This is a genomic window from Nocardioides perillae (genome assembly GCF_013409425.1).
Classification (GTDB): domain Bacteria; phylum Actinomycetota; class Actinomycetes; order Propionibacteriales; family Nocardioidaceae; genus Nocardioides; species Nocardioides perillae.
Genome location: NZ_JACCAC010000001.1, coordinates 2,454,070 through 2,466,206, shown reverse-complemented (window position 1 = coordinate 2,466,206; position 12,137 = coordinate 2,454,070). Strand labels below are relative to the sequence as shown.

General features: G+C 75.9%; 12 protein-coding genes. 7 read left to right on the top strand and 5 right to left on the bottom strand.

Annotation, left to right across the window (positions count from 1 at the left end; genetic code table 11):
* Positions 1–60: 60 nt before the first annotated feature.
* Complete coding sequence (locus tag BJ989_RS11475; RefSeq protein WP_179518326.1) at positions 61–1,065, top strand: AraC family transcriptional regulator; 1,005 nt, start codon at positions 61–63, stop codon at positions 1,063–1,065.
* Between the two features lies 1 nt (position 1,066).
* Here the strand turns inward: BJ989_RS11475 and BJ989_RS11470 are convergent, their stop codons facing one another.
* Positions 1,067–2,005 carry an oxidoreductase gene (locus tag BJ989_RS11470; RefSeq protein ID WP_179518325.1) on the bottom strand — a complete coding sequence of 313 codons (939 nt, stop codon included), beginning with the start codon at positions 2,003–2,005 and terminating at the stop codon, positions 1,067–1,069.
* A 49-nt stretch (positions 2,006–2,054) separates the two neighbouring features.
* Between BJ989_RS11470 and BJ989_RS11465 the strand changes: the two genes are divergently transcribed.
* From BJ989_RS11465 to BJ989_RS11455, 3 genes are all read left to right on the top strand, one after another.
* Entirely contained in the window at positions 2,055–2,954 is a 900-nt protein-coding gene (locus BJ989_RS11465) for an alpha/beta fold hydrolase (RefSeq protein ID WP_343049293.1), read from the top strand.
* A complete protein-coding gene (locus tag BJ989_RS11460; protein WP_343049292.1) occupies positions 2,951–3,763 on the top strand; it encodes a spermidine synthase in 813 nt (270 codons plus the stop codon). The genes BJ989_RS11465 and BJ989_RS11460 overlap by 4 nt, the downstream gene beginning before the upstream one ends.
* A gap of 157 nt (positions 3,764–3,920) precedes the next feature.
* Positions 3,921–4,400, top strand: a complete 480-nt coding sequence (locus BJ989_RS11455) for a DUF4383 domain-containing protein (protein WP_179518323.1) — start codon at positions 3,921–3,923, stop codon at positions 4,398–4,400.
* A gap of 25 nt (positions 4,401–4,425) precedes the next feature.
* On the opposite strand, the gene BJ989_RS11450 is transcribed toward BJ989_RS11455, so the two are convergent.
* Positions 4,426–5,031 carry a vitamin K epoxide reductase family protein gene (locus BJ989_RS11450; protein ID WP_218848800.1) on the bottom strand — a complete coding sequence of 202 codons (606 nt, stop codon included), beginning with the start codon at positions 5,029–5,031 and terminating at the stop codon, positions 4,426–4,428.
* Positions 5,028–5,783 carry a thioredoxin domain-containing protein gene (locus BJ989_RS17740; RefSeq protein ID WP_179518322.1) on the bottom strand — a complete coding sequence of 252 codons (756 nt, stop codon included), beginning with the start codon at positions 5,781–5,783 and terminating at the stop codon, positions 5,028–5,030. Before BJ989_RS17740 ends, BJ989_RS11450 begins: the two co-directional genes overlap by 4 nt.
* A gap of 228 nt (positions 5,784–6,011) precedes the next feature.
* On the opposite strand from BJ989_RS17740, the gene BJ989_RS11440 reads away from it, so the two are divergent.
* Positions 6,012–6,554, top strand: a complete 543-nt coding sequence (locus BJ989_RS11440; protein ID WP_179518321.1) for a hypothetical protein — start codon at positions 6,012–6,014, stop codon at positions 6,552–6,554.
* Between the two features lie 24 nt (positions 6,555–6,578).
* On the opposite strand, the gene BJ989_RS11435 is transcribed toward BJ989_RS11440, so the two are convergent.
* Both BJ989_RS11435 and BJ989_RS11430 read right to left on the bottom strand, forming a co-directional pair.
* Positions 6,579–7,880 carry a DUF1501 domain-containing protein gene (locus BJ989_RS11435; protein WP_179518320.1) on the bottom strand — a complete coding sequence of 434 codons (1,302 nt, stop codon included), beginning with the start codon at positions 7,878–7,880 and terminating at the stop codon, positions 6,579–6,581.
* Positions 7,881–7,884: 4 nt separating this feature from the next.
* The gene (locus tag BJ989_RS11430) at positions 7,885–9,321 is read right to left on the bottom strand and encodes a DUF1800 domain-containing protein (RefSeq protein ID WP_179518319.1); all 1,437 of its coding nucleotides are present in this window, start codon (positions 9,319–9,321) and stop codon (positions 7,885–7,887) included.
* A 346-nt stretch (positions 9,322–9,667) separates the two neighbouring features.
* On the opposite strand from BJ989_RS11430, the gene BJ989_RS11425 reads away from it, so the two are divergent.
* Both BJ989_RS11425 and BJ989_RS11420 read left to right on the top strand, forming a co-directional pair.
* Positions 9,668–11,065: a hemolysin family protein gene (locus BJ989_RS11425; protein ID WP_179518318.1), complete on the top strand. Its 1,398-nt coding sequence runs from the start codon at positions 9,668–9,670 to the stop codon at positions 11,063–11,065.
* Positions 11,062–12,111 carry a CNNM domain-containing protein gene (locus BJ989_RS11420; protein WP_179518317.1) on the top strand — a complete coding sequence of 350 codons (1,050 nt, stop codon included), beginning with the start codon at positions 11,062–11,064 and terminating at the stop codon, positions 12,109–12,111. The genes BJ989_RS11425 and BJ989_RS11420 overlap by 4 nt, the downstream gene beginning before the upstream one ends.
* Positions 12,112–12,137: the final 26 nt, after the last annotated feature.

Sequence of the window (12,137 nt, the reverse complement as noted above, 5' to 3'; positions counted from 1 at the left end):
TGCGGCGCATGGGAGGCTCCCCGCTTGACCCGACGCGACAGTTCCTTGATCGTGGACGACATGGCCGTCATCCGATCCGCCGGGCTGCGCGGCTTCCGCGCGACCGTCGCCGAGCTCGGCGGCGACGCCGACGCGCTCGTGCGCGAGGTGGGGCTGCCGGTCGAGGCGCTCGACACCGACGACCTGCTCGTCGACGACCTCGCGGTCGCGACCGTGCTCGAGGTGGCGGCGGCGCGGCTGGACTGCCCCGACCTGGGCCTGCGGGTGGCCTCCCGCCAGGACCTCGGCATGCTCGGCACGCTGGCGCTCGCCGTCCAGAACTCGCCGACGATGCGCGACGCGCTCGAGTGCACCTCGCGCTACCTCTTCCTGCACTCGCGGTCGCTGAGCCTGAGCCTCGAGCCCGACCCCTACGCCGTGCGCGGCGTGGTCGCGATCCGCTACGGCTCCGCGCCCGGCCTGCCGGACCCGGTGCAGGGCACCGACATCGGCCTCGGCGTGCTGCACCGCATGGTCGCCCGCCTCGTGGGCGGGCCCTACGGCCTGCGCACGGTCGAGCTGCCCTACCACCCGCCGGCGCCGGTCGCGCGCTACGAGGAGTTCTTCGGCGTCGAGGTGCGCCCGGGCCGGCCCGCCGCGCTGCTGCGGGTGCCGGCCAGCCTGGCGGACCGGCCGGTGGCCGGCAGCGACGAGGGCACCCGGCGCATCGCGCTGGCCTTCCTGGCCGGGCGCAGCCCGGAGGCGCCGGTCGACCTCACCGCCCGCGTGCACGCGGCGGTCGCGCAGGCCCTCGGCACCGCCGAGGTCGAGCTGCCGGCGGTCGCGCGTCTGCTCGCCGTGCACCCGCGCACGCTCCAGCGCCGCCTGGCCGGCGAGGGCACGACCTTCGCCGCCGTGGTCGACGAGGTCCGGCGCGACACCGCGTGGCGCTACCTCACGACCACCGACCTGCCGCTCGGGCAGGTGGCGGGGCTGGTCGGGCTCGCCGAGCAGGCGGTGCTCACCCGGTGCTGCCGACGGTGGTTCGGGGCCACCCCGACCGCCGTGCGCCGCGCCGCCCGGTGAGTCAGCGGCCCGCGACCGCGCCAGCGACGTACATGGCGACGCCGGTCTCGCGCTCGCAGACCTGCCAGAGCCGGCGCACGGCCTCGTCGGTGCCGGGGCGCACGAGCGGGCGGCGCACCGGGGGACCGGTGACGGCGAAGAGCGGGCCGTAGAGCTGCCCGCCGCGGGCGTCGGGGTCGGTCGCGGCCCTCAGCTGGCTGAGCGCGCCCCGCTCGACGCTCATGCCGATGCGGCGCACGGCGACGTGCGAGGCCCGGCCGAGGACGCCGCCGCCGCCCGACTCCACCGTGCGCTTCTGCAGCTCGGAGTCCGTGAAGCCCGGGTGGGCGACCAGCGCCTCGGTGCGGGCCCCGTGGCGGGAGAGCTCGCGCTGCAGCCCGACCGCGAGGTGCCGCATCGCGAGCTTGGTGTTGCCGTAGGCGCGCCAGGGGTCGTAGGAGCGGCGCAGGTGCGGGTCGGCGGGGTCCAGCGCCCGGCCCTGGTGCTGCGCCACGCTGCTGAGGGTGACGACGCGGGACCCGGCGACGTGCACCAGCGCCGGCAGCAGGCGTGCGGTGAGCACCCAGTGCCCGAGCACGTTGACCCCGAGCTGCGTCTCGAAGCCGTCCTCCGTGGTGCCCTCGGGCATCGCCATCACGCCGGCGTTGTCGACGAGCAGGTCGAGGCGGGGGTGCCGCTCGAGCACCGTCGCGGCCGCACGCTCCACCGAGTCGAGCGCACCCAGGTCGAGCTCGACGACCTCGAGCGAGGCCTCGGGGTGCGCGGCCAGCACCTGCTCCCTGGCGGCCGCCGCCTTGGCCTGGTCCCGCGCGGCGACCACGACGTGGGCGCCCTTCGCGGCGAGAGCGGTGACGGTGGCGAGTCCCAGCCCACCGTTGCCGCCGGTGACGACGGCCGTGCGGCCGCGCTGATCGGGGATGTCCGCGGTGCTCCAGGTCATGGCGCGAACGGTAGCGACCCGGTCCTCCCGGCCTGCCAGACTCGGGTACGTGACCCCCGCCGACAGCAACCCGGCCGCCTCGGGCAAGCCCCCCGCCTGGGACCGCGAGCACACAGTGCGCCACGACGGTCTGGTCTTCGACGTGCACGAGGCAGGACCGGTCGACGGCACGCCGGTGCTGCTCCTGCACGGCTTCCCGCAGTCGGCGCGGAGCTGGCGGCGCGTCGTCGGCATGCTGCGCGCCGCCGACCGCGACCTGCGGCTCGTCGCGCCCGACCAGCGCGGCTACAGCCCCGGTGCGCGCCCGGCCGAGGTCGCGGCGTACCGGACCGCCACGCTCGCCGCGGACGTGCTCGGCGTCGCCGACGCCCTCGGCCTCGAGCGCGTCCACCTCGTCGGCCACGACTGGGGTGCCGCCGTCGCCTGGACCGTCGCGGCCCACCACCCCGAGCGCCTGGCCAGCCTGACGGCCCTCTCGATCCCGCACCTGGCGGCCTTCGGTCGCGCGATCGCCGAGGACCCCGAGCAGCAGGCGCTGTCCTCCTACATCGGCGTCTTCCGTCGCGAGGGCGCCGAGGAGCTCCTGCTGGCCGACGACGCGCGGCGCCTGCGCGCCATGTACGCCGGGCAGGTCGACGCCGACGACGTCGAGGCCTACGTCGCGCTCATGGCCGGCGGGGCCGCGGCGCCGGCGCTGCACTGGTACCGCGCGATGGGCCGCGACCTCCGTGACCTGCCGGCGGTCCGGGTGCCGACGACCTACGTCTGGGGCGAGGAGGACCAGGCGACGGCCCGGGCGAGCGCGCAGTGGTGCGCCGACCACGTCGATGCCGACTACCGCTTCGTCGCGCTGCCCGGCGCCGGGCACTGGACCCCCGACCAGCAGCCCGACGTCGTGGCGCGCGAGGTCCTCGCGCGCGTGCGCGGCGTGGCTGCCCCGCCGGCGTGAGCGAGGCCGCCGACCCGCGGCCGACCGGCGAGGTGCGGATCGAGCCCGCCGGGCGCCCGGGCAGCTGGCTCGTGACGCTCGACGGCGCCCCGCAGTCCGAGGTCGACCTGGACGACCCGACCCGGCTCGCCTTCGACTACGTCCGACGGATGGGCGACGTGCTCGACGCCCGGGCGCCCCTCGGGGCCGCGCTGCGGGTGCTGCACGTCGGCGGCGGCGGGCTGACCCTCCCTCGCTACGTCGCCGCCACCCGCCCGCGCTCGCGCCAGGTCGTGCTGGAGCCGCACCGCGCGCTCGTCGCCCGGGTGCGCGCCGAGCTCCCGCTGCCGAGCCGCAGCGGGATCTCCGTGCGCGAGGTCGACGGGCGCGCGGGCACCGCCGCGGTGCGTGACGGCTGGGCCGACGTGCTGGTCGTCGACGCCTTCGACGACGCGCGCGTGCCCGGCTCGCTGGTGACGCAGGAGTGGTACGCCGAGACCGCCCGCGTGCTCGCGCCCGGCGGGTGGCTCCTGGCGAACCTCGTCGACCGCGCTCCCTGGGAGCACACCCGCCGCACCCTGGCAGCGGCGCGCTCGGCGCTGCCGCACCTGCTGCTCGCGGCCGAGCCGTCGACGCTCAAGGGACGGCGAGCAGGCAACCTGCTGCTCGTCGCCGCTCGCTGGGAGGTGCCGGTCGACGCGCTGCGCGCTGCCGCCACCCGCTCGCCCCTGCCCTACCGGGTGCTCGACGGGCGCGAGGTCAGCGACGCCGTCGGTGGCGGCCGGCCCTTCACCGACGCCGACACGCGCCCGGGCCCCCGCGACGCGTGAGCCGGGCCGCCGGTCGCCGGTCACCGGTCGCCGGGCGTGACGCACGCGACGCCGCGGTGACCCCCAGGCACCCCGAGGGGTGAGGTCCGTCGTCGTACCTCGGGTACCTCACGCCACACGCGCCACCACGGCGCCCGCTACCCCTCGTGGAGGAACCATGGCAACGCACCACGGCGGCACCGCCGCCCACGGCGATCACGACCGCGACGTCCCGCTCGTCGGCAAGGCCGCCGGCCTCGTCGGCGCGGTCTTCCTGCTCGTCGGCATCCTGGGCTTCATCCCCGGCATCACGACGAACTTCGACGACCTGACCTTCGCCGGCCACCACTCCGAGGCCAAGCTACTCGGCATCTTCCAGGTCTCGGTGCTGCACAACATCGTGCACCTGCTCTTCGGCGTCGTCGGCCTGGCCGTGGCCAAGAAGGCGGCCGCCGCCCGCAGCTACCTGCTCTTCGGCGGCATCGTCTACCTCGCCCTGTGGCTCTACGGGCTGGTCATCGACCTGCAGTCGTCGGCCAACTTCGTGCCGGTCAACACGGCTGACAACTGGCTGCACTTCGTGCTGGGCGTCGGCATGGTCGCGCTGGCCTTCCTCACCGACCGCCGCTCCAAGGTCGGCGCGGGCCACCCGGCCTGAGCCACCACCAGGCAGGCGCCGGCGCTCACGCCAGCGTGCGCCAGTAGTCCCAGAAGCGCTCGAGCGCGGCGACCGCCGGCACGAGCAACCACGCCGCGAGCACGACCGCGCGCCACCGCCACAGGCCCTCGGCCAGGCGGCCGGCGCGCGGTCTGCTGCGTGCCGCGGCGAGCACGGACCAGGTGCACGCGGTGAGCACGGCCACCCAGACCACCAGGCACCACGGGCACAGCGCGCCGATCCGGTAGAGCGACTGGAACGCGAGCCAGTGCACGAAGGCCGCGCCCAGCAGCGACCCGGCGGCGAGCCCGCCGAGGACCCACCGCGGCAGGGTCACCCCGGCGGCCAGCAGCATGCCCACCGTCACCACGACTGGGAAGGCCACCAGACCCACCAGGGAGTTCGGGAAGCCGAGCACCGCGGCCTGCTCGGTCACCATCACCGAGCCGCACGACAGCACGGGGCTCAGGTCGCACGCCGGCTCGTACGCCGGGTCCGCCAGCAGGCGGAAGCGGTCCACCGTCAGCGCCAGGGCCGCCACCAGGCCGGCCGCGCCGGTGAGCACCAGCACGGCGCCGGTGCCGCGCAGCCGCGCCGGGGATGCGTCAGGCGTCGCCGTCCCGCCCGTCACGAGGCGAGGGCGGCCTCGACCGCCGCGACGAGCGCCTGCGGGCTCGCCTCGACCTCCTCGCCGTCGACCAGCACGGTGGGCGTGCCGGTCACGCCGTCCTCGAAGGCGGCCTCGGTGGCCTCGTCGATCCACGCGTCGTAGGGCCGCTCCTCCGCGGCCGCGGCGACGGCCGCCTCGTCCGCGCCGGCCCGGACGGCCAGGTCGACGAGACGCTCGTCGTCCAGGCCCGCACCGCCCTCGGGCGGCTGGGAGGCGAAGAGCAGGTCGTGGACCTCGGCGTAGGCGTCGGGCCCGGCGTCCTCGAGCACGGCGAGGGCGACCCCCAGCGCGCGGCTGGAGTACTCCGTGGTGGACGCCCGGTCGAGGAACGCGATCGGGCGGTGCTCCACCTGCACCTGGCCCGACTCGACCCACGTGTCCAGCTGGTCGCCGACGGCCGCCTCGAAGGCGCCGCACGCCGGGCACTGGAAGTCCTCGACCAGCCGCACGGTCACGGGGGCGTCGGGGGATCCGACGGTGACCGTGCCGTCGGCGCCGACGCCGGACGGGACCGCGGCCGGCTCCGCGGCCCGGTCGCGCGCGGCGAGCACCGCCACGGTGGCGACCAGCACGACGGCGACCAGCGCGAGCACCACACCGCCCTGCACGAGCGCGGCCCGCCGGCGACGTCCGCGCTCCTGCTCGCGGTGCAGTGCCGCCGCGGTCTCGCGGGCGGAGCCGCGGGGGTCGGTGGGGGTCGAGCGCGTGCTCACGTGTCCTCCTCGCCCGCGTCGCGGGCCGGTCGTCGTCGGGGCGTCGGCGACGCTAGGCGGGGTTCCTGAGCGCTCGCCCAGCGTGCGCTGAGAGCCCACTGGCCGGGCACGCTCGGAGACCGCGCCGCACCCCCGCGACGAGGGGGTGCAGTTGGACGCGCCCCCGTGCAGGCGGCAGAGTGGACCCGAGCCCGGGGCAGCTCCGGGACGTCGACCTGGAGGTCCCACGTGAAGCGCAACCTCGCCCTGTCCGCCTCGGCCGTGCTCCTGGCCGGCGTCCTCGCCGGCTGCGGCGGCGACGACGGCGGCTCCTCGGCGGAGGGATCCGGCGGGTCGGGTGGTGGCGCCACCGACGACTACTGCGCGGCCCTCGAGCAGGCCAAGGAGGACATCGACGCCCTCGAGCAGGGCGACGTGGCGCAGTTCGAGCAGACCTTCCAGGTCATCGGCGAGCTCGCCGAGCAGGCCCCCGACGAGGTCGCGGCCGACTGGCGGGTGCTCGACGAGACCCTCACCGGCCTCGAGACCTCCCTGGCCGACGCCGGCCTGGAGCTGGCCGACCTCGAGCAGCTCAGCGCCGGCGAGGTGCCCGAGGGCGTCGACATGGCCAAGCTGCAGCAGCTCGCCACCGAGATGCAGTCGTTCAGCTCGGCCGAGGTCGAGGAGGCCGGCGACGCGATCTCCGAGCACGCCCAGAGCGAGTGCGGGATCGACCTCGACGACAGCGGCGCGAGCGAGGGTGCCGAGCCCTCCGACGGCGCCAGCGAGTGACCCACGGGCGCGCCCCGGGGACGCTCAGGCGCGGAAGACGCCGACCGTCTCCGGGGTGAAGCCCGGGAAGACCTGCGCACTCGACGCCCCGAAGCGCGTCGTGACGAGCTCCGCCAGCACGCTGCGGTAGTCGGTGGTCACGAGCACGTCGGCGTCGACGGTGTTCTGCAGCCCGGGCCACCGCCCGACGTAGCCGCCCTTGACCCCGCCGCCGAGCGCGAGCATCACGGTGCCGTGGCCGTGGTCCAGGCCCCAGTTGGCGTTCTCCTTGACCCGTCGACCGAACTCGCTGACGGTCACGACCGTGACCTGGTCGCCGAGCGCGCCGAGGTCGGTGAAGAAGGCCGCGAGGCTCTTGGCGAGGTCGGTGGCCTTGTTCTTCATGTCGCCCCACTCCAGGTTGCCCACGTCGGTGTGCATGTCCCAGGAGCCGTGGTCGACCGTGATCACCTCCGCGCCGACGTCGGCGCGGATCGTGCGGGCGGCCGAGGCGAGTGCCTGGCCCAGGTCGGAGTCGGGGTAGACCGCGCCGCCGCGCGGGGCCTCCGGGCTGGTGCGGGCGGGCCGGAAGTCGGCCACCGCGCCCAGCGCCGAGCGCGCACCCTGGCCCAGCGGCCCGCCGGCGCCGCCCCAGGTGGTGCGCAGGCCCCGCAGGCGTCGCTGTCCCCGCTCGCCGTCGTCGTCGCCGGCCGCGGCCACCTCGACACGCTCGACCGAGGTGGCGGCGAAGGTCGGGCGCGGGCCCACCAGCGTCGTGGGCGGCACGGCGTCGCCGAGGTGCATCCCGCGCAGCGGGTGCTCCCACCCGTCGCGCCCGATCAGCCGGTTGAGCCAGCCGACCCGAGCCGACGAGCCGGGGTCGGCGTCCTCGACCTCCTCCATCGCGGAGAAGTGCGAGCGGTTCGGTGCGGGCAGCCCCACCGCGTGGACGGCGGCCACCTTGCCCTGCTGCCACATCGGCAGCAGGGGTGCCAGCGACGGGTGCAGGCCGAACTGCGCGTCGACGGCCAGCAGGGAGGCCTTCGGCACCGCGATGCGCGGGCGCGCGGCGTAGTAGACGGGGTCGGCGTGGGGCACCACGAGCGAGAGCCCGTCGGCCGCCCCCCGCAGCGAGAGCAGCACGAGCGTGCGCGGGGCCGAGCGGGTCGCGGCGTACGCCGTCTGCGTCGTCGTCGCACCGAAGGTCGCGGTGAGCGCACCGGTGGCGGCGGCGAGCCCGCCGGCCCGCAGCAGGCCGCGGCGGGTGAGCCCGGCGTACTCCTCGCAGCAGCCGGCGCCCGCGGGCGTCGCGGTCGGGGTGGGGCCCTGGGGTGGACACAGCGTCATCGGGTCACCTGCTCATGTGGGCGGGGGAGTCGAGCACGGTCGTGAGGAGGCGCCACATGTCCCAGCGCACGACGCCGTGGGAGGCGTCGACGACCTCGCGGGCGCCGACGCCGACGACCTCGCGGCAGGCGCGCTGGAGCGTCGGGCTCGCCGGTCGGCCCAGCAGGGAGCGCGAGAGGTGGTCGACCAGGCCCGCGAAGCGGACGCGCCGGGCGGGCAGCCAGGAGCGGGCGGGACGGTGGGAGACCTGCTCGCGCGGCCACCACCCGCCGGCCAGCGCGACGTGCACGTCGAAGGAGGCGAGCACCCGTGCGGTGCTGCTCCACGCCTCCGCGACGTCGGGGCGACCGTCGGGGCGCGGCCAGGCGAAGGGCTGCAGGCCGATGTTGCCGGTCTGCCAGAGCAGGGCGTTGGCGGCCGACTCGTCGTCGGTGGGACGCGCCAGGCGGACACCGAGCACGCGGTAGGTCGCGACCACGTCCTCCTCGGGGGTGCGCACCTTGCGCCCCGCCGAGCGTCGGAACTCGGGGTGGGCCACCAGCGCTCGGAGCACCGGCTTCACCTCGGTGCCGTGCTGCAGGTAGGTCTGCGCGAGGTGCTCCACCAGGGCGGCCGACGGGTCGTCGGAGACGAAGCGGAGCGCGAGCCGGCGCGCGATCCGACGGGCGGTGGCCGGGTGGTGGGCGAGGTGGCGCAGGTAGGCGCGGGTCACCGCGCGGCCGTCGGGGTCGGCGTTGGGGTGCTCGAAGCCGGCCACGCGCACGGGGCCGACCCAGTGGGAGGCCGGGTCGTAGCCGTGCGTCCAGTCCCGCCACAGCGCCACGCGCCAGCCGGTCAGGATGCGCGCGGAGGCCTTCACGTCGTCCTCGGTGTGGTTGCCCCGGCCGAGGGTGTGCACCTCGAGCAGCTCGCGACCGAGGTCCTCGTTCGGCGCCTTCGCCGTCGACACCGCGTTGTTGAGGTAGCACCCCATGGCGGGGTGGGTGATGGCCGCATGCAGGAGGTCCTCGAAGGAGCCGAGGGCGTGGGCACGGATGGCGGCGCCGTACGACGCGCGGTACATCGCCTGCGCCTCGCCGACGGCCGGCACGTGCAGGTGGTTCTCCCAGAAGTCGGTCATGGCCTCGAGCACCTGGCGCTCGGAGTGGATCCGGCGGGCCAGGACCCAGCGCTGGTAGTCCGAGGTCGCGCGCCAGTACTCCTGCACGCCGGCTTGGTGACGAGCCCAGATCTGCGGCCCGCTGAGCGTCAGCGAGGGCCACCAGCCGCGCGAGGTGTCGTGGAAGGCGTCGCTGACCCCGACGCCGGTGAGCTGCTGCTCGAACCAGCGCGCCGGCCCACCGGCGCGGTCCACCTGCCGCTGCAGGGCGGGCGTCCAGCCGTAGCCGAAGCGGTTCGCGAGGTGGCGCGAGAACGGGGTGGCGCGGGGGGCGGTGGCCATGGGGTGCCTGCTCCTCCGTCGGGGCTGGTGCGTCGGGGCTGGTGCGTCAGGGCTGGTGCGTCAGGGCGGGGTCGGATCACCCCGGTCATCGGTCGCCGCCGCGCCGACTTGAGGATTCCTTGAGGTCCGGGCTGGACCGGTCGGCCGCGGGCCGGGTGGCGGGCGGGGCGGCGGGCGGGGCGGCACCTCCCCGGAGGTGACGTGCAGGGGGGCCCGGTCGCTAGACTCCGCGGGGTTCGCACCCCCACCTCGAGAGGCACCAGCGCCCGCTCATGGACGGCTCCCAAAGTCCGCAGCTCTCCCCCCACCGCGCACCGCACGGTCCTGAGGCGAGGGGAGAGCGCCGATGACTCCCTGGATCCTGCTCGGGGTCTCCCTGCTGCTCGTCGCGGCGTGCGGCGTCTTCGTCGCCGCGGAGTTCTCCCTCGTCGCGGTCGACCGCGCCACCGTCGAGCGCGCGGCCGCCGAGGGCGATGCCGGCGCGGCCGGTGTGCAGCAGGCGCTGCGCACCCTCTCGACCCAGCTCTCCGGCGCCCAGGTCGGCATCACCGTGACCAACCTGGCCATCGGCTTCCTGGCCGAGCCGGCGATCGCCACGATCGTGCGCGGGCCGATGCTGGCCACCGGTCTGCCGGAGTCGACGGTGACCCCGGTGGCGCTCGCCACGGGGCTGGCGCTCGGCACCGCGCTGACCATGATCTTCGGCGAGCTCGTGCCGAAGAACCTCGCGATCGCCCGGCCGCTCGAGACCGCCCGCGCCACCCAGCGGCTGCAGCGGGGCTTCACGGCCGCGATCGCCCTGCCCATCCGTGGGCTCAACGGCTCGGCCAACGCGCTCGTGCGCCGCCTCGGCCTGGAGCCGCAGGAGGAGCTGCGCTCGGCGCGCTCCAGCCAGGAGCTGGCCTCCCTCATCTCGCGCTCGGCCGACCAGGGCACGCTCGACGCCGACACCGCCGAGCTGATGGAGCGCTCGGTGGAGTTCGCGACCCGCACCGCCGGCGAGATCATGACGCCGCGCGTGCGCACCACGACGATCGAGGCCTCCGACCGCGTCGAGGCCGTGATCGAGGCGGCCCGCGCGACCGGGCACTCCCGCTTCCCGGTGCTCGACGCCGAGGACGCGGTCGTCGGCACGGTCCACGTCAAGCACGCCGTCGCGCTGCCGGTGCACGAGCGGGCCACCACCCGGGTCAAGCACGTGATGGTCCGCCCGATCGTCGTGCCCGACTCGCTGCGGCTCGACCCGCTGCTCGCGCTGCTGCGCGAGGACGGCTTCCAGATGGCCGTCGTGCTCGACGAGTACGGCGGGCACGCCGGCATCGTCACGCTCGAGGACGTGGTGGAGGAGATCGTGGGCGACATCGCCGACGAGCACGACCGCCTCGGGGCCCGGGTGCAGGCGCGCCGCGACGGGTCCTGGTCGCTCTCGGGCCTGCTGCGCCCCGACGAGGTGGAGGACGCCACCGGCGTCGAGCTGCCGACCCACGAGGACTACGACACCGTCGCGGGCCTCGTCGTGCGCCAGCTCGGCCGCGTGCCGACCCCGGGCGACCTCGCCGAGGTGTCCGTGCCCGACCGCAGCGACCCCGACGAGCCCCGCGAGCGCCTCGCGGTCCTCACGGTGGAGCGGATGGACGGCCTGCGGGTGGACCGGCTGACGCTGCGCGTGCACGGCCCCGAGGAGGCGCCGGCCGCGCGCGCCGGGGCCGGGGCTGCCGGTCGAGCAGGGGAGGCGGACCGGTGAGCGACACCGCCGCGGTCGTCCTGGCCGTCGTCCTGCTCGGCCTCAACGCCTTCTTCGTCGGCGCCGAGTTCGCCCTCATCTCCGCGCGCCGCAGCCAGATCGAGCCGCGCGCGCTCGAGGGCTCGCGGATGGCCCGCACCACCCTCGCCGCGATGGAGAACGTCTCCCTCGTCATGGCGGGCGCCCAGCTCGGCATCACGGTCTGCTCGCTCGGGCTCGGCGCCGTGGGCGAGCCCGCCGTGGCGCACCTGCTCGAGCCGGTGCTGCACGCCGCCGGCGTCCCCGACGCCTGGTTGCACCCGATCGCCTTCGTGGTGGCGCTGAGCCTGGTGGTCTACCTCCACGTCGTGCTCGGCGAGATGGTGCCGAAGAACATCGCGCTCGCCGGGCCCGAGCGGGCCGCCCTCGTGCTCGGCCCCGCCATCTGGGCGGTCGTGCGGGTGCTGCGCCCCGTCATCGTCGCCCTCAACGCGGTCGCCAACGCCGTGCTGCGGCTGCTGCGCGTGGAGCCCAAGGACGAGCTGTCGTCGTCCTTCACGCGCGAGGAGGTCGCCGCGCTGGTCGAGGAGTCCCGCGGCGAGGGCCTGCTCCGCGAGGACGAGTACGACCGCCTCGCCGGCGCGCTCGGCTTCACCGAGAAGCAGGTCGCCGAGGTCGTGATGCCCCTCGACACCCTGGCCACGGTCACGCGCGGCGCGACCGCCGCCGACGTGGAGGAGCTGTGCGCGGCGACGGGCTTCAGCCGCTTCCCGGTCGAGTCCGGCAACGGTTCCCTGCTCGGCTACCTCCACGTCAAGGACGTGCTCGAGACCGACGAGGAACGCCGCCACCGCGTCGTCGACGACAAGTGGGTGCGGCCCTTCGCCACGGTGCCCTCCGACGCGCTGCTCCACGACGCGCTCGAGTCGCTGCAGCGCAAGGGCGCCCACCTGGCGCAGGTGGTCGACCCCGACGGCACGGTGCTCGGGCTGGCGACCCTCGAGGACGTGCTGGAGGAGCTGGTCGGCGAGATCCGCGACGCCGCCCACCACGACGAGACCGTCTGACCCACGGCTAGGGTGTGGCCGCGGCC

Coding starts and splice junctions, on each gene's coding strand:
- BJ989_RS11475 (WP_179518326.1), top strand. CDS start 61: ATGGCCGTCATCCGATCCGCCGGGCTGCGCGGCTTCCGCGCGACCGTC.
- BJ989_RS11470 (WP_179518325.1), bottom strand. CDS start 2,005: ATGACCTGGAGCACCGCGGACATCCCCGATCAGCGCGGCCGCACGGCC.
- BJ989_RS11455 (WP_179518323.1), top strand. CDS start 3,921: ATGGCAACGCACCACGGCGGCACCGCCGCCCACGGCGATCACGACCGC.
- BJ989_RS11435 (WP_179518320.1), bottom strand. CDS start 7,880: ATGACGCTGTGTCCACCCCAGGGCCCCACCCCGACCGCGACGCCCGCG.
- BJ989_RS11430 (WP_179518319.1), bottom strand. CDS start 9,321: ATGGCCACCGCCCCCCGCGCCACCCCGTTCTCGCGCCACCTCGCGAAC.
- BJ989_RS11425 (WP_179518318.1), top strand. CDS start 9,668: ATGACTCCCTGGATCCTGCTCGGGGTCTCCCTGCTGCTCGTCGCGGCG.